This is a genomic window from Dactylosporangium sp. NPDC048998 (genome assembly GCF_043197855.1).
Taxonomy (GTDB): domain Bacteria; phylum Actinomycetota; class Actinomycetes; order Mycobacteriales; family Micromonosporaceae; genus Dactylosporangium.
This window is the reverse complement of sequence record NZ_JBICTV010000020.1, coordinates 86,619-107,375: the sequence shown is the minus strand read 5'-3', so window position 1 is coordinate 107,375 and position 20,757 is coordinate 86,619. Positions and strand designations below refer to the sequence as shown.

The 20,757-nt window shown below is 72.5% G+C and carries 12 protein-coding genes and 1 pseudogene; 7 read left to right on the top strand and 6 right to left on the bottom strand.

Translation table 11 applies throughout. From position 1 onward, the window contains the following. The first annotated feature begins 20 nt into the window (after window positions 1-20). Window positions 21-2,600, top strand: coding sequence for a CHAP domain-containing protein (locus tag ACGFI8_RS32965; protein WP_392810726.1), 2,580 nt, complete (start codon window positions 21-23; stop codon window positions 2,598-2,600). Window positions 2,601-2,750: 150 nt separating this feature from the next. On the opposite strand, the gene ACGFI8_RS32960 is transcribed toward ACGFI8_RS32965, so the two are convergent. Then, on the bottom strand, window positions 2,751-4,814 hold the full coding sequence (locus ACGFI8_RS32960; RefSeq protein WP_392810725.1) for a S8 family peptidase: 2,064 nt from the start codon (window positions 4,812-4,814) through the stop codon (window positions 2,751-2,753). A gap of 148 nt (window positions 4,815-4,962) precedes the next feature. Between ACGFI8_RS32960 and ACGFI8_RS32955 the strand changes: the two genes are divergently transcribed. Continuing rightward, on the top strand, window positions 4,963-5,829 hold the full coding sequence (locus ACGFI8_RS32955) for a GNAT family N-acetyltransferase (RefSeq protein WP_392810724.1): 867 nt from the start codon (window positions 4,963-4,965) through the stop codon (window positions 5,827-5,829). 82 nt (window positions 5,830-5,911) lie between these two features. On the opposite strand, the gene ACGFI8_RS32950 is transcribed toward ACGFI8_RS32955, so the two are convergent. Further along, the gene (locus tag ACGFI8_RS32950) at window positions 5,912-6,949 is read right to left on the bottom strand and encodes a bile acid:sodium symporter family protein (RefSeq protein WP_392810723.1); all 1,038 of its coding nucleotides are present in this window, start codon (window positions 6,947-6,949) and stop codon (window positions 5,912-5,914) included. A gap of 55 nt (window positions 6,950-7,004) precedes the next feature. Between ACGFI8_RS32950 and ACGFI8_RS32945 the strand changes: the two genes are divergently transcribed. Next, window positions 7,005-7,862, top strand: coding sequence for a LysR family transcriptional regulator (locus ACGFI8_RS32945; RefSeq protein WP_392810722.1), 858 nt, complete (start codon window positions 7,005-7,007; stop codon window positions 7,860-7,862). Window positions 7,863-7,987: 125 nt separating this feature from the next. Here the strand turns inward: ACGFI8_RS32945 and ACGFI8_RS32940 are convergent, their stop codons facing one another. After that, a complete protein-coding gene (locus ACGFI8_RS32940) occupies window positions 7,988-8,695 on the bottom strand; it encodes a hypothetical protein (protein WP_392810721.1) in 708 nt (235 codons plus the stop codon). A gap of 248 nt (window positions 8,696-8,943) precedes the next feature. On the opposite strand from ACGFI8_RS32940, the gene ACGFI8_RS32935 reads away from it, so the two are divergent. Both ACGFI8_RS32935 and ACGFI8_RS32930 read left to right on the top strand, forming a co-directional pair. Continuing rightward, a complete protein-coding gene (locus ACGFI8_RS32935; RefSeq protein WP_392810720.1) occupies window positions 8,944-11,970 on the top strand; it encodes an FtsX-like permease family protein in 3,027 nt (1,008 codons plus the stop codon). After that, a complete protein-coding gene (locus tag ACGFI8_RS32930) occupies window positions 11,967-14,945 on the top strand; it encodes a hypothetical protein (protein ID WP_392810719.1) in 2,979 nt (992 codons plus the stop codon). The genes ACGFI8_RS32935 and ACGFI8_RS32930 overlap by 4 nt, the downstream gene beginning before the upstream one ends. A 186-nt stretch (window positions 14,946-15,131) precedes the next feature. Here the strand turns inward: ACGFI8_RS32930 and ACGFI8_RS32925 are convergent, their stop codons facing one another. Continuing rightward, entirely contained in the window at window positions 15,132-15,488 is a 357-nt protein-coding gene (locus ACGFI8_RS32925) for an ArsR/SmtB family transcription factor (protein WP_392810718.1), read from the bottom strand. 19 nt (window positions 15,489-15,507) lie between these two features. On the opposite strand from ACGFI8_RS32925, the gene ACGFI8_RS32920 reads away from it, so the two are divergent. Then, window positions 15,508-16,572 carry a cation diffusion facilitator family transporter gene (locus ACGFI8_RS32920; RefSeq protein WP_392810717.1) on the top strand — a complete coding sequence of 355 codons (1,065 nt, stop codon included), beginning with the start codon at window positions 15,508-15,510 and terminating at the stop codon, window positions 16,570-16,572. Between the two features lie 39 nt (window positions 16,573-16,611). On the opposite strand, the gene ACGFI8_RS32915 is transcribed toward ACGFI8_RS32920, so the two are convergent. Together ACGFI8_RS32915 and ACGFI8_RS32910 are read right to left on the bottom strand one after the other, a co-directional pair. Next, window positions 16,612-18,663, bottom strand: a complete 2,052-nt coding sequence (locus tag ACGFI8_RS32915) for a copper-translocating P-type ATPase (RefSeq protein WP_392810778.1) — start codon at window positions 18,661-18,663, stop codon at window positions 16,612-16,614. A gap of 103 nt (window positions 18,664-18,766) precedes the next feature. Further along, the gene (locus ACGFI8_RS32910; RefSeq protein ID WP_392810716.1) at window positions 18,767-20,278 is read right to left on the bottom strand and encodes a multicopper oxidase family protein; all 1,512 of its coding nucleotides are present in this window, start codon (window positions 20,276-20,278) and stop codon (window positions 18,767-18,769) included. 150 nt (window positions 20,279-20,428) lie between these two features. Between ACGFI8_RS32910 and ACGFI8_RS32905 the strand changes: the two are divergent. Then, window positions 20,429-20,725, top strand: a pseudogene (locus tag ACGFI8_RS32905) (response regulator); the annotation flags it as partial. Window positions 20,726-20,757: the final 32 nt, after the last annotated feature.

The following is a 20,757-nucleotide window of genomic DNA, read 5'->3' as shown; positions in this document are numbered from 1 at the left end:
GCAAGGAGGATCAGGACACGATGGCCACAAAACGATCGAGGCTGGCGCTCGCGCTGGCCGCGATGAGCTGTCTGGCCGGGTTCCTCGCGGTCACCGCGAGTCCGGCACAGGCAGTGAACAACCCGGTGCGGTTCGGGCCGTACACAGCAAAGGCTGACATCGACGGTCGCGGCAGCATGAACGTGGACGACCGGATCAAGACCAACGCCTACCTGCTGGGTGCCACCATGTACCTGATCTGCCAGGACACGGGTCCCTCCTACGGGGGCAGCACCATCTGGGACTACACCACGGACGGCTACTGGGAGCCGGACGCCTATGTGAAGACCGGCATCGACGGATTCGTCAGCGGCATGCCCCGCTGCCTGTCCCTGGGTATCGACGGGCGCTCCAAGGTCGGCACCGTCAAGGGCGAGTACGTGGCCAAGGTGGACGTGGACGGTCGGGGCAGCATGAACCCGGACGACCGGATCAAGTACAACGCGTACCTGGCCGGCCAGCAGGTGTTCATCAAGTGCCAGGACTACGGACCGGCCGTGGCCGGCGACACGGTGTGGGACTACACCGCCAACGGGTACTGGGTGCCGGACACCTACATCAAGACCGGTACCGACGGCGTGGTCCCGGGCATGCCGATCTGCTCATCCATCGGTATCGACGGCAAGGCGCCCACCAACCTCAACGGTGGCCAGCGCTTCTCCGCGGCGACCGACCTCAACGGGTGGAGCGCCAAGAGCCTGTCGTCCAGCTCCGTGAACAACGCGTACCGGGCCGGCGAGTACATCACGATCATGTGCCAGGCGTACGGCGAGTACAACTACGGTGGCGACGCGATCTGGGACCGTACCGCCGAGGGCTACTGGGTGGCCGACTACTACGTGCACACCGGGTCGATGGGCTTCGTGATGAAGCGCTGCGACAACGACAACCCCTCGGGCAGTTCGAGCGGTGGTGGCAAGTACCTGGCCAAGACCACGCTCAACGGGTACCGCGCCAAGAGCCTGACCGCCAGTTACGTCAACGACAAGTACCCGGCCGGCAGTTACATCACCATCACCTGCCAGGCGTACGGCGAGTTCAACTACGGCGGCTCGGCGGTATGGGACAAGACCAGCGATGGTCTGTGGGTCGCCGACTACTACGTGAAGACCGGCTACGTCGACATCTTCATGCCCAAGTGCGACAGCGACCCGAAGCCCACCAACGGCCCGGGCAACCCGAGCGTGCCGCCGACCCCGGCGACGGGCAGCATCGCCTCCTCGGAGATGCGCCAGAAGATCGTCAACGCGGTGGCCGGACAGCTCGGTACCCACGAGTGGGGTGACAACTGCAACCCGTACGGTCTCAACGGCGTGATCTGCGGGTCGGCGTGGTGCTCCATCTTCGCCAGCTGGGCGTGGCGCCAGGCGGGCATCAACATCTACCTGCCTTACAGCGGTGACTTCTACCACTGGGGGTCCAGCCACGGCACGCTGCGCTCGACCAGCAACATCCGGCCCGGTGACGTGGTGCTGTTCGGCACCAGCGCGGGAGCCAGTAATCACATCGGGGTGGTGGTCGATGTCGATTCCAGTGGAGCGATCACCACGATCGAGGGCAACTTCAGCGACCAGGTGATGAAGGTCGGGCCGTACCAGCCCAGCTCGGCCGCGTCGTACCACCCGGGTGACGGTGGGATCTTCGCGGTGGTGGCCCCGGTCAACGACTCGGGCGACACCAAGTGGCTCAGCGACTACAACTCCGGCAACGCCGACCCGGTCTGCGCGCTGGACCTCAGCGGCTCCACCCCGCAGTATGTGCTCTGCCTCCAGTTCAACGGCGGCGGCGTCCGTGGCATCGTGCTGGCCGCGCCCAACGGGCCCAAGTCCTACGGCGCGACCGTCTCGGTGACCATGGGCAGCGGCACGGCACAGACCACCCGGTGCCTGACCATCTATGCATCGGGCTTCCGAACGTGCGCGACACCCTGGATATCGGTGACCGCGCAGAGCTTCCACGCCGATGCCGACATCACGGTGAACGACAAGGACCAGAAGCACCAGCGGGCGTTCTCCATGAAGCTGGCGGGCAACCAGCAGACCAAGTGGAACTACTGCGGCCCGGCCAGCACCCAGGCCGCGCTGGGCACCATGGGGCTGGCCATGCCGTCGCAGGACGTGCTGGCGACCGAGGAGCGCACCAACGATCTCGACTTCACCATGCCGACCAGCATCCCACCGTCACTGAACTCGCGGGTGTCCGGTGGTGGCTACGGGGCGTACTTCTACCCCAACGAGGGCCTGCCCGAGCTGGTCGGGCTGGAGTCGCTGCGCCAGTCGCTGGAACGGGGCCGTCCGGTGATCCTGCTGGTGAACCCGAACAAGTTGCCCGCGAGCTGGAACATCTCCAAGGGCACCATCCTGCGGCACTACATCATGATCTACGGATACGGCGGGCAGAAGGACGCGATCGCCACCGGCGTGCCCTACGACATCCAGACGTTCAACGTCTGGGACCCGGCGAACAACGTCACCCACATCATGAACCTCATTGATCTCTACAACTACACGTACAACGCCGAACTCGTCGGTACCGGATCGTTCATCGCGATCTCGACCTGAGTAGGAAGATCGTGGCGGGGGCAACGCGGGGCCGCCCCCGCCACGATCGGTACATAGTGCGGCGGCAAACGCGCCTACGACTGGCTGGGCAGTAGCCGCCACCCGGCCCGAGGGCGGGCGATCGTCACCCGGGCCGGATGCTGCCTGCCGTCAGTTCCAGGGGTTGGCGGGCTGGTCGTTGATGCTGGTCCAGAAGCGGCTGGCCGGCAGGTTGCCGGAGGCCCAGAGGGACCAGCCGCCGCCGTCGTGGAACTCCGCCATCCGCCAGCCGCTGCCGAATTGCGTCGAGCAGATCGCGTTGGCCGCCGCGACGCTGGTCAACTGGGCGCCCGGGATGGCCGGGGTGGCCGCGACCGCGCCGCCGGCCCACCGGCCGAAGCCGGTGGTCGGGATTCCGGCGGGTGCCGGCCGGCCGTCCACGTAGATGCACAGCACCGGCAGGGCCGCCGAGGCAGGGGTGTCTCCGGTGTACGCGTTGGTGGTGGCATCCCGGCCCACCTGCACGATGCCGTCGCTGCGCTGGGTCAGTCGCGCCCAGGTCATCCCGGCGTGGGTGGCCGGCGGCGCCCCGACGAACAGCAGCCGGTTGGCCGAGCCGGGGCCGGGGTTGATCACCTTGTTGGGCGTCGCGTTGGCGTAGAGCGCGCTGGCCACGGCGGAGGGCGACGCGCTGGGGTGACTCTGCAGGTAGAGCGCGGCCGCGCCGGCCACCAGAGGCGAGGAAAACGAGGTGCCGTTGACGTAGGCGTACTGGTTGTCGGCGTCCAGCCACGCCGCGCGTACGCCGTCGCCGGGGGCGAACATGTCGACTTTGCCGTAGTTGCCCCAGCTCGTCCTGGTATCGAAGCGGTCGGTGGCGCTGACCGAGATGACGCCGCCGGCGCGGGCCGGGCTGGACTTGTCGGCGCTCCTGTTCTCGTTGCCGGCGGCGGCGACCACGGTCACGCCTCGGCTGATGGCGAACTTGGCGGCCCGGTCGGTCGGGCTGGACAGGCGCAGCCAGCGCCGCCAGAAGCCCGGCGGGACGCCGTAGCTGACGTTGGCGACCGACGGTCCGGAGTGGTGGTTGGCCACCCAGTTGAGGCCCGCGACGATCGTCGAGTTGAAGACCGAGACGAACGGGTTGTACGCGTTACCGCGGCAACCCGCGATCCGCACCGAGATCAGGGTCGCCCCGGGGGCGACGCCGACGGTTGCGCCCCCGGCGACGCTGCCGACGGCGGTGCCGTGGCCGTTGCAGTCGTCGCGCTGGCCGAAGAACCGGATGAAGTCGACGGCCTGGCTGGCCCGCCCGCCGAACTCCTGGTGGCTCGGGCGGAAACCGGTGTCCAGGATGTAGATCTTGACGCCGGCGCCCGTCGCGCCGCCACCGGTGTACGGGGCGCCGTCGAGTGGCAGGTTGCGCTGGTCCACGCGGTCGATCGCCCACGAGTACTCACTCGGCTGGCCGTAGGTGTCCTGCTCGACCGACTCGACCCGCGAGTCCAGACTCATGGCCTGCGCCTGCGCGTCGCTGGCGGTGAAGCTGAACATGCCCGATTCCATCGTGTCGATGATCGTGCCGCCGTAGGTGGCCACCAGGCTGTTCGCGATGCCCGCGACGTCGTCGGGGGAGGTGGACTCGGGCAGCATCGCGATGAACTGCCCCGGCACGGGCGCCTCGGAGGTGAGGAACTTCGGCTGCGCAACGCTGGCCGGCATGTCGCCTGCGGAGTCCCACGGGTTGGCCGGCTGGTCGTTGATCGCGGTCCAGAACCGGGTGCCGGGCGGGATCGAGCCGCTGGCCCAGAAGCTCCACCCGCCGCCGTCGTGGAACTCCGCCAGCCGCCAGCCCGTACCGAACGTCTCCGCGCAGATCGTGTCGCCCTGGGCCTGCGAGGTCAGCACCAGTCCCGGAATCTGCGGGGTGACCTGCACCGCGCCCGCGGCCCAGCCGTTGTAGGGCCCGGTCACCACGTCCGGCGGCTTGGCACGACCGTCGACGAGCAGGCACAGGATGGCCCTGGGCTGGTCGACGGTCGTGTCGCCGGTGTACGGGTTGGTCTGCGAGTCTGCGCCGACGCGGACCGAGTCACCCTGCTGGCCGAGGACGGTCCAGGTCATCCCGGTCCGCACCGACGAGGCAGCCGAGGCCGGGTCGGGAACGGCGAGGCCGGCCAGCACCATCAAGGCAGCCGCGCTGCCGGCTCGCCACTTCCAGAGACGTCTCGTCACCTTTCACGTCCTTTCCGGGACATGTGTAGAAAGGGTGCATGTGAGCGACCCGGGACGCCATCCGCGCCGGCAGTCACCGATCGGGTCGCGAAGAATCTAACATTGCAAGTCGTCAATATTGAAGCGAATCACTCTTGTGACAAATACGATGGCGGCCGGGTGGCCTGTCAGTGAGGATCTACCTGTGATCGACCGGATCCAGCGCCTGACGCTCGACGAGCTCCCTGACTGCCTCGCTCTGGCCCAGGACCGCGAGTGGCTGCCCGAGCAGCACAAGTGGCGTCTGCTATTCGACGTCGGCAGCGTGTACGGCCTTCGCAACGAGGTCGGCGACCTGGTCGGCACCACGATCCTCACCCGATACGGCGCCCAGCTCGCGGCGATCAGCATGGTGCTCGTCGCAGCCCATTACGGTGGCCGTGGCCTCGGCCGGCAGCTGATGCAACATGCGCTGGCCGAGGCGGGCGACGCGACGGTGTTCCTCAACGCGACCGAGCAGGGCCGCCCGCTGTATGAGAAGCTCGGCTTCGTCTCGGTCGGCACGACCTACACGCATGTGGGCCGGTTTGCGCCGCCGGCGGGTCCAGCCGGGTCGCGACCGGCGGTTCCGGGCGACCTCCCCGCAATCCTCAAGCTCGACACGGAAATCAACGGTGCCGACCGCAGCCACCTCGTGCAGCGGCTGCCGGGCTTCGCCGAGCAGCTACGCGTTGTCGAGCGGGGAGGGGTGGTCAGCGGATACGCCGGCGCGTGGCGAAACATCGACAACGTCCTCATCGGCCCCGTCCTCGCAGAGACCGTCAACGACGCGAAGACGTTGATCGCCGATCTCGCCGGAACCATCAGCGGACCAGTGCGATTCGACCTCGACGACCGGCATCCGCAGCTGCGCGAATGGGCGACGCAGCACGCGGTCCCAGTACGGAACTCCACGGCCGTGATGGTCCACGGCGCCCAACCGTTACCAGGTGATCGCGGCCGCTGGTTCATCCCGGTGATGCAGGCGCTCGGCTGAACGCGAGTTCGCACCCGGCGAACCGCGTCGGCCGTCGTAGGTCCGCGCCCTGGGCTGGTTGAGGCCAGGGCCGCCGCTGGTGTCAGGGCGTCGGTGTCTCCGCCAGTCCGGCGAGAGCCGTCGCCGCTTCGGTGTCGGCACGCTCGGCGGCGGTCGCGAGGCGTCGGGCGAGCACGGCACAGGTGATGAGCTGGATCATGTGGAACACGATCAGCGGAACGATGACGATCGCGACAGTGGCCCTGGGGAACAGGACGGTCGCCATGGGCAGGCCGCTGACCAGGCTCTTCTTGGACCCGCAGAACATCGCCACGATCTTGTCCGCGCGCGGGAAGCCAAGTCGTCCGCCGGCCCACCAGGTGATGCCGAGCACGAGCGCAAGCAGCAGGCAGCACACGAGCGCGAGCACGACGAGGCGGCCGGCCGGGAGCCGATGCCAGACGCCCTGGTCAACGCCGGCGCTGAAGGCGACGTAGACGACCAGCAGGACGGAGCCACGGTCGACGATGCCGGTCGCGGACGCGTGGCGCTGCAGAACCGCCCGTAGCCGCGGGCGGGCGAGTTGGCCGAGGGCGAACGGCGCGAGCAGCTCGGCGCAGATCGACAGCACCGAGTGGCCCGAGATGCCGGCGGACGAGCCGATCAGCAGCGCGAGCAGGACCGGTGTGAGCACGACACCGAGGAGGTTGGACACCGACGCGGAGCAGAGCGCGGCGGCAACGTTCCCGCGAGCGATCGCGGTGAACGCGATCGAGCTCTGCACGGTCGAGGGCAGGGCAGCCAGGAAGACGACCCCGATCCAGAGCTGGTGCGTGAGCACCCCCGGGACGAGTCCGCGGCAGGCCAGGCCGAGGACCGGGAACACGACGAACGTCGTCGCGAACACCAGACCGTGCAGTCGCCACTGGCGTGCACCGTCGAGGATGTCGCGTGGGGACAGCTTGGCGCCGTGGAGGAAGAACAACAAGCACACGGCCGCGGTACTCGCGTGCCCGGCTCCGGTCAGAACGCTCCCACGGGCGGGCAGCAGCGTCGCCACTGCGACGGTGAGCAGCAGGAAGATCACGAAGCGATCAACGTTGCCCGACACGGTCCGGCTGAGACGGAGCAAGAACGACACGATCCCATCGTCGGCAAGGCGAGGGTGTTCCCGTAACGGGGATACCGTGAGCACTGTGAACGCAGATCGCGAAGACGGATTCGATCCTGTTCAGCTGCGCACGTTCGTCACCGTGGCCGAAGCGCGCAGCTTCGCCCACGCTGCCCGGCTGCTCCAGCTCGGCCCCTCGACGGTGAGCCAGCACGTACGCAAACTTGAGCGCGCCTGCGGGCGCGTGCTCCTCGAACGCGACACCCACAGGGTGGCGCTGACCGTCGACGGCGAGGCCATGCTCGGCTTCGCGCACAACATCCTGGACAGCCAGGCCGTGGCACGTGACTACTTCGCCGCGAGCCGCCCGCGCGGCCGCGTCCGCTTCGGCATCTCCGAGGACTTCGCTCAGGTCCGGCTACCTGGCATCCTGCGCACCCTGCGCCAGCGCTACCCCGACGTGGACGTGGAGCTGACCGTGGCACTCAGCGGCGTGCTCTACCAGCGAATGCGAGCCCGTGACCTCGACCTGATCCTGGCCAAACAGGTCGCCGACGCCCACCCCTCCGACGTGCGGATCGTCCAACGCGACCGACTCGTATGGCTGGGCACGCCCGAACTCGCGCTCCGCCCAGGCGAGCCGATCCCACTGATTCTCTACCCCGAGCCGAGCGTCACCCGAGCCGTCGCGCTGAAGGTGCTTCACGAGCGCGGCGTGCCCTTCCGTACCGCATGCACTGCGAGCAGCCTGTCCGGACTGCGCGCCGCCGCGCTGGCCGGGCTCGGCCTATTGCCACACTCCCAATCGCTCGCCCCACCCGAACTCGGCCGAGTCACCGCAGGGCTGCCCGACCTCGGCTCGATCGACCTCGGCCTCATCACACGCCGCCGCACGCCAAACCCGGCCGAACACGCACTCATCCAGATCATCACCGGCACCTGACCGCGAAGCAGACCTGATCTAGTGTCGGGGCGTGCAGGTCAGCTGCGACCGGAGAGGTCCGTTGCGAAGCCGAGCGAGCACGAACGGGCGAGGGACCGGGCCGCGCGACGGCCCGGCCCACGCCGTCATGCCTTCGGGATTTTCGCCATCATGCCCTTCGCGAGGGCGGCCATGTTCGTCTTCATGGCGTCCGAGTCCCAGGGCTCGGTGCCGCCGGCGGTGAAGCGGACCTCGACGTACAGGTTCTGGTCGACGCAGACGAGGATCGCCTCGATGCGCTTGTCGCCGGCGCTGAGCCGCCGGGTGTAGAAACCCTGCGAGCCGCAGCCGGTGACCTTCTCGTCGTCGAAGCCGGAGATCTTCGGGTACACCTCGGCGGACTCCTTGTAGCGGGCCGCGGTGTCGCCGTCGACGTTGGCGAACGTCTTGAGCCCCTGAGCGCCGTCGGCGGCGGAGAGGAAGTACTCGCAGCCGTTGAGGGTGTACCTGGTCTTCTCCTCGACGGGCTCCCCCGTGCCGGTGCCGACGCGCGGGCCGAGCAGACTCGGGTCGGCGAGCGCGCACGGGTCGGTGGGCTGCTTGTAGCCGCCGGCCGGGTTCGCGGCCTGGGTGGCCGCCGGGGTGGCCGGGTTGGTGGCGGCCGGCTGGTCGCCGTTGCCGTCGGCGAGGACGAGGACCGTCCCGAGGACGAGACAGAGCGCGAACACCCCGCCGACGAGGCCGAGCACGAGGCCGAGGACCTTCTTGCGGTTCGGCGCGGGGGCCGGCGGCGGCGGGAACGGCGGTGCTGTATATGGAGCGCCCTGGTAGGGCGGTTGGTGTGGCGCAGTCATGGTCGCCAAGTCTGGCGGTGTACGGGCGGCCGCACGGTCGGGCGGCGGATGCCGGGGAGGTCGGTTATCCGACCGCTGTCGGCTATGCGCGACCCGCAACGTGCCAGAGCGCACGCTGAGTAATCACATGCTTATTTTTGGTCTTGACATAAGTGAGATCGGCCATAGATGGTCGTGCGGTCGGGGCGGGGCCGGCAGGTGGCCGCCGCCCGCTTATCCGGTCATCGACGGCAGGCGAGGGAGGCGGCATGCTCCAGCTCGTACTCGGTGCATTGCGGCGGCGGCCGGCCCAAGCGGCCGCCGTGTTCGCGCTCGGGGTGCTGCTCTGCGCGATCGCCGCCGCCGGGCCGCAGTTCGCCGCCGCGGCCATGGCCCGGGCGGCCGCCGCCGACATCGACACCGCGGCGCCGGCCCAGCGGCTGCTCACCGTGCGCCGCGGTGCGCCGGCCGCCGGGGATCCCGAGGGGGCGTTGGCCGAGTTCCGGCGTACCGTCGAAGCGATCTTGCCGCCGGGTAGCGCGCGGCCCGTGCTCGGGCTGACCCGGACGCTCATCAGCATTGCCGGCTCCGCGCGGACCGCGCCGGTCGCCTACCGCGACGACGCGTGCGCCCACATGCGCATCACGGGCGTGTGCCCCGACGCGGCGGGTGAGGCGGTGGTCAGCCGGCACGCGGCGAACACCCTCGGCGTCCACGAGGGCGACCCGCTCACGCTGCGCACCGAGGCGGGGCTGGAGGTGACCCTGCGCGTCACCGGCGTCTACGAGCGCGCCGACGAGTCCGGCGAATATTGGGCGGAGCCGATGTTCGGGCCCGGGCGGATCGCGGCCGGCGAGGAGTCGCTCGACCCGGTGTTCGTCGATCTCGCGACGTTCGCCGATGCGCACCTGGACGAGCCGACCGCCGTCTACACCGCGCCGCTGCCGCCGTGGCTCGTCGGCGGGCTCAGCGCCGGTGCGGTCGCCGAGCGGCTGGCGGCGACGCGGACGGCCCTTCGCGACAAGGGGTTCGACCTCGTGCCGCCGAGCGAGGACCTGCTGCGGGCGGTCGATGCCGACCGGGGCGCCATCCGGCGAGGGCTGCTCGCCGGGTGGGTGCAGGCGCTCGCGCTGTGCTGGCTGGCGCTGGCCGTCGTCGGGCGGCACACCGCGCAGGACCGGCGCCAGGACGTGGCGCTGCTCAAGCTGCGCGGCGCGACCCGGCGGCGGACCGCACGGCTGATCGTCGGTCAGCACCTGCTGCCGATGCTCATCGCCGTGCCCGTCGGGGTGCCGCTCGGCATCGCCGGCGCCCGGGCCGCGGCCGGCGCCGGGGTGCTCGCGGCCGACGGCGCGGCGATCGCGCGGCTCACCGCGGCGGCCGTCGCGGGCGCCCTCGCCGCCGGCGTCGCGGTGCTGGCGCTGGGGGAAGCGCCCGCCCTGCGCGCCCCGGTTGCGGCACTGCTGCGGCGGGTGCCGCCGCGCGGGAGCGGGCGGCGGGTCACGCTGGATGTGGTCGTGCTGGCCGTGGCCGCGGCGGCGCTGTACCAGGTGCGCGCCTCCGGGCCCGGCGGCGTCGGTGCGGCGGCGCCGGCGCTTGTCGCGCTCGCCGCCGCGACCCTGCTCGCCCGGCTGTTCGCCGCCGGCAGCGCGCGGCTGGGCGGTGGCGCGCTGCGGTACGGGCGGGTGCGACTGGCCCTCGGCGCGCTGCGATTCTCCCGCGGGCCGGGCGTCGACCGGATCTTCGTGCTCATGGCGGTCGCGGTGGCGCTGCTCGGGCTGGCCGCCGAGGGCGCCGCGGCCGGCCGCGCCCGGCGGGCCGAGCGGGTCAGCGTCGAGCTCGGCGCCGGGCAGGTGCTCGCCGTGCAGGCGGCCAACCCGACCGCGCTGCTGGCCGCGGTGCGCCAGGCCGACCCGCAGGGGCGCACCGCGATGGCGGTGCTGGCCGACCCGGCGGCGTCCCCGCCGGTCCTCGCCGTCGACGCGGGCCGGGTCGCCGCCGTGGCCGACTGGCGCGCGCAGTACGGGGCGCCGGGCGCACTGCAGCCGCCCGGCCCGCGACCCGACCCGCTGCCGCTGATTCACGGCTCGGCGCTCGCGCTGACCGCCGGCAACGCCTCCGCGCGGCCGCTGCGGGTATTGATGACCCTGCGGCAGGCCGCCGCGGGCGCCGACCTGACCGTGGCCCTCGGCCCAGTGCCGCCCGGCGAGCACGAGGTGTCCGCCCCGGTCCGCGGCTGCGAGCCGCCCCCCGGTTGCCGGCTCGTCGGGCTGCGGCTGGCCGGGGAGGAGGACGCGGACGGCCGGCCGGCGAAGCCGCCGGGCGGCAGCGCGCTCACCGTCCGCGCGCTGCGCCAGCAGGGGCCCGACGCGGTGATCCTCGACGCGGCGAACCTCGGCGACCAGCGGCGGTGGCGGGGCGCCGCGGCCGGCATCGGGATGGGCGTCGGGGCCCGGGCGGGTGCGCTGACGCTGCGGTACCCGCAACGGGAGCAGGACGCGGCGCCGGCCGACAACCAGGCCTACGTCGTGGACACCCCGGCCGCCGTGCCGGTGATCCTTGCCGGGCCCGCGCCGAAGGCCTGGCTGGCCGGCGACCCGGCACTGCCGCTGTTCGGCGCCGCCGGCGTGCGGGTGCGGGTGGCCGCGACCGCGCCGCTGCTGCCCGTCTACGGTCCGGCCGGCGTGCTCGCCGACCTCGACGCCGTGCTGCGCGCCGCGCCGGACGCGGGGCTGATCGGTGTACCGCAGGTGTGGATCGCCCGCGGCACGCCGCCGGCGGCCGTCGACCGCATCACCGAGCGGCTGGCCGCCGCCGGCGTGAGCGTCTCCGGCGCCGACACCGCCACCGCGCGCCTCGACCGGCTCGGCCGCCACGGCGCCGCCCTCGCGGCCGGGTTCCAGCTGCTCGCCGCCGGCGCCGGGCTGCTGCTCGCGGCCGTGGCCGCCGCCGCGGCGGTGACCGTGCAGCAGCGGGCCCGGGTGCGGGAGTGGCACGCGCTGCGCGCACAGGGGCTGCCGGCCCGCGCCCCGGCCGCCGTGGAGGCCGGCGGGCAGGCGGCTCTCGCGGGGCTGGCCGGGCTCGGCGGCGTGCTCGTCGCCGTCGTCGCCGACCGGCTCACCGGCGCCGCCGCGGCCGCCGTCGCCGACGACTGGTCGTGGCTGCCGGCGCCGCAGGCGCTGCGTCCGGCCACGCTCGGCGTGGTCGGGCTGGCCGCCGTCGCGGTCCTCGCCGCGGCGTCCGGCGCCGCGCTGCTCCCGCTGGCTCGCCGCCTGCGCGCGGAGGCCGGCCGATGATCTCCCTGGTGCTCGCGATGCTGCGCACCCGGCGCGGCCAGGCGGTGACCCTCGCCCTGCTGACCCTCGTGGTGGTCGGCGCGACCGTCGCCGTGCCCGGGTACCTGCGGGCGGTCGACCTCGCCGTCGTGCGCAGCGAGGTGACCGCGGCCGCGCCCGGCGAGCGCACCGTCGCGCTCGAGGCCGTCGTGGACAGCCGCGCCTCGGCCTCGGTCGACTTCACCGACGTGGCCGGGGCGCTGCTCACCGTGCCCGGCTTCACCCAGGTGTACTCCGCCGAGTTCCCGGCGGTCGGCATCGAGCCCGAGCCGCGCGACACGAGCCGCGTCACGTACCGCCAGGACGTCTGCGCGCACCTGACCCTGCTGGCCGGGCGGTGCCTGCTCGGCTCCGGCGAGGTGATGCTCGGCGAGCACGCCGCCGAGCGGCTCGGGCTCGGCGCCGGCGACCCGATCGGCCTCGCGTCCGCCGTGCCGAGCAGCTCGCCGACCGGGACGATCTACGTCGCCCTCGGCCCGGCGACGCCGCTGACCGTCGTGGGCGTCTACCGGCCGGCCGAACCGCAGGAGGAGTACTGGGGCCGGCACGACTACTTCGCGGTCGACGGCAGCGGCCGTGCCGGCGAGCCGGTGTTCGCCGACGCGGCGACGTTCGCGCTGATCAAGCGCAACCAGACCACCGTCGCGGTCGACGCGACGGCCGCGACGGCGACGTTCGACGCCGAGCGGCTGGGCCGGCTGCGGGGCGAGCTCGCCGAGCTCAAGGAGCGCGCGGCGCGGCTGAGCCAGCAGTTCGCCGTCCGGACCGACATCCCCGGCCTCGTCGACCGGGTCGAACGCAGCCGGGCGCTGGCCCGCCAGACCGTGCCGGTGGGCGCGGTACCGCTGCTGCTGCTCGCCTATCTCGTGCTGTACCTGGCCGTCGACTACGGCGTCGAGGGCCGGCGGCCCGAGCTCGCGGTCATCGCGCTGCGCGGCGGCGGCTGGTGGCACCGGTGGCTGCTGGCCCTCGGGGAGAGCGTCGCGGCCATCGCCGCCGGCGCGCTCGGCGGCTGCGTCGCCGGCCAGCTCGCCGTCGGCGCCATCGCCGCCTGGCAGTTCCCGGGCCTGGGCGTGCCGCTGTTCGACGCCGGCGCGCTTCGGCTCGCGCCCGTCACGGCCGCCGGCGCGCTGCTGGTCGCGCTGCTCGCCCAGCGCCGGCACCTGTTCAGCCCGGTCGCCGAGCTGCTGCGCCGGGTCCGTTCCCGGGCGCATCAGCGCAGCTGGCGCGCGCCGATCGGCGAGATCCTCGTCGGCGTCCTCGCCGCCGCTGCGCTGGCCCAGCTGTTCCTCGGCGGCGGGCGGCTCACCGGCGTCGCGATGCTCGCGCCAGCCTTGACGATCCTCGCCCTCGCCGTCGCCTGCGCCCGGCTGGTCGCCCCGGCCGCCGGCGCGCTCGGCCGCGCGGCGCTGCGCCGCGGCCGGCTCAGCGCCGCGCTCGCCGCGCTGCAACTGGCCCGTCGCCCCGGCCCGCAGCGGCTGGTGCTGCTGCTCATCGCCTCCGTCGCGGTCCTCGGCTACGCGGTGGCCGGCGCCGACGTGTCGGCGAAGGACCGGGAGCTGGCCGCCCGGATCGGCACCGGCGCGCCCCGGGTCGTGCCGGTCTTGCCGGTCACCCGCGAGCACCTGCTGCACGCGGTGCGCGCCGTCGACCCGCACGGCGACTTCGCCATGGCCGTCGCCCAGATCCCGGCCGGCGAGTCGGGCGAGCCGCCCAAGCTCGCCGTCGACGCCGGCCGGCTCGAGCGGGTCGTGGACTGGCTGCCGCAGTACGGCCAGCTCGGCGCCGGGCAGGTGGCCGAACGGCTGCACCCGGCGGCCCCGGACCCGGTCGTGGTCCCGGGCCAGGACGTCGCGTTCGACATCGACGTCGCCGACGTGCGCATGAGCGTGCCGGTGGAGGTCGGGCTGGTGCTGTCCTCGCGCACCGGCCGGGGCAGTGTGACCCTGCCGTTCAAGTTCGCCGCAGCGGGCCCGTACGCGTTACGGCAGCGCACCCCGGTCTGTGTCGACGGCTGCCGCGTGGTCGCGCTGCACCTGCGGGCGCAGAGCACGACCCCGACCAGCCTCGCGTTCACCCTCACCCTGCGCGGACTCGGCTCCGCCGATCCCGCGCACTGGCGGGCCACCGGCGGCACGCTCACCGCCGGCCCCGCCGGGCTGCGACTGAGCGTCGACGCGCCGGCCGGGAAGCCCGACGGCGCCTGGCTCCAGCCGGTCGACGCCCCCTACCCGCTGCCGGTCCTGCCCGCCGGGACGGACCCGGGCCCCGCGCCGGTGACCGGGCTGGACGGGCGGCCGATCGAGGTGCGGGCCGTCGGGCGGGCCGAGGCGCTGCCCCGGCTGGGCACCAGCGGGACGCTGGTCGACCTGGAGTACGCCGACCGCGTCTCAACCGACGCGGGCAGCGCCACCCGGCCGGAGGTGTGGCTCAACGCCGACGCGCCGCCGGACGTGCTGACCCGGCTGGCCCGCGAGGGCCTCATCGTGACCGGCGACATCGGCGTCGAGGGCACCCGCCGCCGCCTCGATGCCCAGGGCCCGGCCCTGGCCATGTGGTTCCACCTGCTCGCCGGCGCGCTCGCAGTGTTGCTCGCCGCCGGCGGCCTCGGCCTCATCGCCGGCGTCGACCGTGGCGGGCGCGGCGCCGACGAGGCGGCGCTGCGGACGCAGGGCATCTCCCGGCGGACCGTCCGGCGGGCGAAGCTGTGGACCTATCCGGCGCTGGTGCTCGCGGCCGGGCTGCTCGGCCTGGCCATCGCGCTGGCCGTGTGGCGGCTGACCGGATGGGCGCTGCCGGTGTTCGGCGAGGACGTGCCGGGGCTGCCGCTGCCGCGCTGGCCCGGCGCCCTCGCGGTGCCGGCGAGCTGGCTGGCCAGCGTCGCGCTGCTGCTCGCGGTGGCGTGGCGGGTCGGCGGCCGGTCGGAGCCGTCCTAGCCTCGTCCGCGCGGGTCACGCAGCCCGGCGGATCGCCCTGGCCGGGATCAGGTGGCGGTCGGAGCGTTGTTGCGCCGGCCATCGCCGGACAACCCGACCGGACATCACACCTTGATCGGGAGCCGGGTCCCATTTCGCACCATTTCCATCGGCGAGGCGAGCCGTTCGAAACGTCCTCAGCGTCTGTCAGTCGTGTTCCGGCGCTCCGGTCAGATGATGGTCGGCGGCGTGGAACACCTCGGTCACCAGTCGACGTACGTGCCCGCCGCGGGCGCGGTACAGCACCCGGCGGCCCTCACGACGCGAGCTGACCAGACCCGCGAGCAGCAATTTGCCCAGATGTTGCGACACTGCCGGCCGGGCCGCACCGACCGCGGCGGTCAGCGTCGTCACGTCGTGCTCCCCCTCGCGCAATTCCCACAGCAGGCGCAGCCGAGTCGGGTCGGCGAGCATCCGCAACGCGGTCACCGCAGTCTCGACCTGCGCGCTCGTCGGTGGCTGTTGCCGATCGCCGGCAGTTGCAACGTTGTCGCGTGCGTACATGAGCACATATCATACGTCCATGCAGGAGGGTCACCACCACCACGACAACCACGACCACGGCCATGATCATGACCACGATCATGACCACGGCCACGGGATGTCCGCGGGCGGCCGGCAGGCGTTGCGGCACCGGCTGAGCCATCTGCTCACACCGCACTCGCACGACGCCGCGGACAAGGTCGATTCGGCGATGGAGTCGTCGAAGGACGGCATCCGCGCGCTGTGGATCTCGCTGCTGGTCCTCGGCGTGACAGCCGCACTGCAGGTGGTGATCGTGCTGCTGTCCGGCTCGGTGGCCCTGCTCGGCGACACGCTGCACAACGTCGCCGACGCGCTCACCGCGGTACCGCTCGGGGTGGCGTTCGTTCTCGGGCGCCGAGTGGCCAACCGCCGGTACACCTACGGCTACGGCCGTGCCGAAGACCTCGCCGGCATCCTCATCGTGCTCACCATCATCGCGTCGGCCGCGTTCGCAGCCTACGAGGCCATCGATCGCCTGTTCAACCCGGCCGACGTCACCCACTTGCCATGGGTGGCCGCCGCCGGCATCGTCGGTTTCGCCGGCAACGAGCTCGTCGCGCGGTACCGCATCATCGTCGGCCGCCGCATCGGCTCCGCGGCTCTCGTCGCCGACGGCCTGCACGCCCGTACCGACGGGTTCACCTCGCTCGCCGTGCTCCTTGGCGCCGGCGGCGTGGCCGTCGGCTGGCGGTGGGCCGACCCGGCCGTCGGCCTGCTCATCACCGTCGCGATCCTGTTCGTGCTGAAGGACGCCGCCAGGGAGGTGTACCGCCGGCTCATGGACGCCGTCGATCCCGTCCTCGTCACGAAGGCCGAGCAGACCCTCGCCGGCACCCCGGGCGTACTCGGTGTCGCGGCGCTGCGGATGCGCTGGATCGGCCACCGCCTGCACGCCGAGACCGACCTGCTCGTGTCGGACGCTCTCACCGTGGTGCAGGCCCACGCCATCGCCGTCGATGCCGAACACCGGCTCCTTCATGCCGTGCCCCGGCTCACCGCGGCCACCATCCACACCGACCCGGATACCGCGGACACCCACGCCGCGGTGGCGCACCACCGGTAGGAGCGGTCAGCCGCGCTCCGTCACCCCGAGAGAGGTATCTCAAGCCGCTTCCGGGCTCAGCCGGACCCGGCGCAGGAGTTGGGCGTTGAGGGCCACCACGATGGTGGAGGCGGACATGAGGACCGCACCGATGGCGGGGCTGAGCGTGATGCCGGCCCAGGCGAACAAGCCGGCGGCCAGGGGAATGGCGATGACGTTGTATCCGGCGGCCCAGGCCAGGTTCTGGATCATCTTGCGGTAGGAGGCGCGGGACAGGCGGATCACGCCGGTGACGCCGCGGGGGTCGGAGGAGGCGAGTACGACGCCGGCGGACTCGATGGCGACGTCGGTGCCGGCGCCGATGGCGATGCCCACGTCGGCACGGGCCAGGGCCGGGGCGTCGTTGACCCCGTCACCGACCATCGCCACGGTGAGGCCCCGCGCCTGCAACTCGGCGACGGCCTGGTCCTTGTCGGCGGGCAGCACCTCGGCGAATACCTCGTCCAGGCCGAGGTCGGCGGCGACCGCCTCGGCGACCGGTCGGGCATCCCCGGTGATCATGACGATCTTCCGGACACCTGCGGCGCGCAGCTGGGCGATGGCCCGCCGGGCCTCGGGCCGTACCTCGTCCTCGAGCGCCAGGGCGCCGAGCACCTCGGCCCCGGCGTCGCTGAGCCGCAGCAGGTGCAGTACCGCGGCACCACGGCCCGACCACGCGGCGGTCCGCGCTGCGAGGTCGGCGGGCACGGTCGCCGCGAGCTCGCGCAGCAGGGCCGGACCGCCGACGGCGTAGCGGTTGCCGTCGATGGCGGCCTGCACGCCCCGGCCGGTCAGCGACCGGAAGTCGCTCGCCTGCGCCTGCCTGCCTCCGGCGGCCGCGACGATCGCCTTCGCGAGGGGGTGTTCGCTGTCGGCCTCCACCCCGCCGGCCAGCCGCAGCACGTCGTCCTCGGTCATACCGCCGGCGGCGGCGATGCCGGTGACCACGTGGGCGCCGCGGGTCAGGGTGCCGGTCTTGTCGAACAGCACCGCGTCGACGGTGCGCATACGCTCCAGGGCGAGGCGGTCCTTGACCAGGATGCCCGCCTTCGCGGACACCGCCGTGGACAGCGCGATCACCAGCGGGATGGCCAGGCCGAGCGCGTGCGGGCAGGCAATCACGAGCACCGTGACGGTGCGTACCACGGACTGGTCGACGTCGCCGAGCGCCCACCAGACGCCGAACGTGACGGCCGCGGCGGCGGTGGCGACATAGAACAGCAGCGCTGCGAACCGGTCCGCGAGGACCTGCGCGCGCCCGCTGGACTGCTGAGCCTGCGCGACGAGCCGGCCGATGCCGGCCAGGGCGGTGTCCTCGCCGACCGCGTCCACGCGCACCCGCAGCGCCGAGTCGGTGGCCACCGTGCCGGCCACGACCCGGTCCCCTATCCCCCGGCGAACCGGCTTGGACTCGCCCGTGATCATCGACTCGTCCAGTTCGGCCTCGCCGTCCACGACCCGCCCGTCCGCCGGGACGCGGCCGCCGGAACGCACGAGGACCACGTCACCGACCCGAAGGTGCGCCACCGGCACCGCCTCGACGGCACCGTCCGGCGACACTCGTTCGGCCTCGTCGGGCAGCAGCGCGGCAAGAGCCGCGAGGGCGCCCTGGGCCTGTCCGATCGCCTTCATCTCCTGCCAGTGCCCCAGCAGCATGATGGTGACCAGGGCGGCCAGCTCCCACCAGAAGTCCAGGTGGAACAGGCCGGCACTGGTGGCCACCGACGCGGTGTAGGCGACGGTGAGCGCCATCGAGATGAGCAGCATCATGCCCGGGGCCCGGTCGCGGACCTCCCGGACGCCGCCGACCAGGAACGGCCAGCCGCCATAGAGCAACACGATGGAGCCGAGGACAGGGCCGACCCAGGAGATGCCGGGGATGTCGATCCGGTAGCCGAACCACTCCATGACCATCTCGCTGGTCAGCACGACCGGCACGGTCAGGATCAGGCTCAGCCAGAACTTGCGCCGGAACAGCTCCGGGTCGTGCCCGGCGTGCTTGTCGTGGCCGCCGGCATGCCCGCCGTGACCCGCGTGGCCGCCCGCGTGACCGACGTGGGCTTCCGGTGTCATCGTGGCGGCCTCGTGGTTGTGGTGACCGTCGTGGGCACTTGCCGCTGTCGTGTTCACCCCACCGACAATACCCCCTGGGGGTATCGTCGCCAAGAGGCGTCGGTCACGCCCGGTAACCCAGGTTGATCATCATGCCGGTCTCGGCGTGGTAGAGGTTGTGGCAGTGGGTCATCCACTGGCCGGGATTGATGGCATCGAGGTCGACGGTGACGGTCTGGTTCGGCAGCACGATGACCGTGTCCTTGCGGGCGCCGCCGCCGGCCAGCGCGAAGGTGTGCCCGTGCACATGCATCGGGTGGAACATGGTCGTGCGGTTGACGAACCGCAGCCGCACCCGTTCACCCTGCGCGACCGGCAGCGGCGTGGCGTGGTCGAAGGTGCTGCCGTTGATCGTCCACCGGTACGGCATCATGCCGCCGCCGAGCTCGAGGCGGTGGGTGCGGTCGGGGCGGCGCTCGTCGAGACGGACCTGCTCGGCGGCGCGCAGAACGCCCGTCATGGTGACGGTACGGTCGAGTTCGGCGGGGTGGGCATCGGCTCGCGGCGGATCGCCGGCGCCGGTGCGGACCACGGCGAGGGCCTGGCCGGTCTTGCCCTCAGCGAGGGCCACGAGCGGAAACACGCCGTCGGCGAGGGTCACGGTGACGTCGGCGCGCTCCCCCATACCCAGCAGGAGAGCGTCGGTATCGGCCGGCGTGACCGGGTAGCCGTCGGTGTGGGTGATGCTGAGCCGGTGGCCGCCGAGCGCGATCCGGAACGCGGTGTCGGAGCCGGCGTTGATGAGCCTGATTCGGACCCGCTGGCCGGGCTTGCCAATGAGGGTGGCCGGCGCGGCGGGAACCCGGCCGTTGATCAGATAGTGCGGGTAGGTGATGTCGCCGGCGCCGCCGAGCAGCGGCGAGGTCATCGTCTCCATGCCGGCCATGCCCCCGCCCATTCCCATCATGCCGCCCATGTCGCCGTGCATGCCGGCCATCGACCGCAGCGACGCGAGGACGTCGTCCGGGGTACGGCCGGTGCCGTCGACCCAGTCGTCGAAAACCACGATCCATTCGGCGTCGTAGCGGCCGGGATCGCTCGGATCGTCGACGATGAGCACGCCGTACAGAGCGCGGTCGAGCTGGACGCCGGAGTGTGGATGATAGAAGTAGGTGCCCGGGTCGGGCGCGGTGAACTCGTACGTGAACCGCCCACCGGGGGCGATCGGCGGCTGTGTCACGCCGGGGACGCCGTCCATGTCGTTGCGCAGTGCGATCCCGTGCCAGTGCACGCTGGTGTCCACCGGTAGCCGGTTGTCGACCTCGACGTGGACCAGGTCGCCGGCGCCCGCGCGGATCAGCGGGCCGGGAGCCGATTCGGAGTACCCCCAGGTCTGCACCGCCGGGCCGCCGAGGTCGACGGTGACCGGTCGCGGCGTCAGCGTGGCGGAGACGGTACGGCCGGTACGGTGCCTGGCGGCCTCGACCCGGCCGACGACCTCGGCGTGGGGGTCGAGCAGCCGCGGCGCGCCGTCGAAGACGCCGGTGCCCCAGGCGGTGGCAAGGCCGGCGCCGGCGAGGCCGGTCAGCCCGGCGGCGCCGGCCAGCAGTCGGCGGCGGGTGATGATGGGTGGCATCGAGACTCCTTGGGCGCCGGGGCCGGCGGTCAGCCCCCTCAGCCACGGTCCGCCCGGTCGATGAGCAAACCCCGGCGGCTTTCCTGAAGGTTCGATGAAGCCCGGCGGCGCCCGTGCCGTGTTCCGGCAGCGTGCAGGCAGGATGAGAACATGAGCACACGGGTCCTGGTCGTCGAGGACGAGCAGAGCCTGGCCAAGGTGGTGGCCAGCTACCTGCAGCGCGACGGGCACGAGGTCGACTGCGTCTTCGACGGCCCGGCCGCCGTCGCCGCCGCCCGGCGGCACCCGCCCGACGTGATCGTGCTGGACCTGGGCCTGCCCGGCCTCGACGGCATCGAGGTGTGCCGGCAGGTGCGCACGTTCAGCGACTGCTACGTCGTCATACTCACCGCCCGCGCCGACGAGGTGGACAAGCTCGTCGGCCTCGGCGTCGGCGCCAACGACTTTACAAGACAAAGTGTCGCAATGGCGTCGGCATG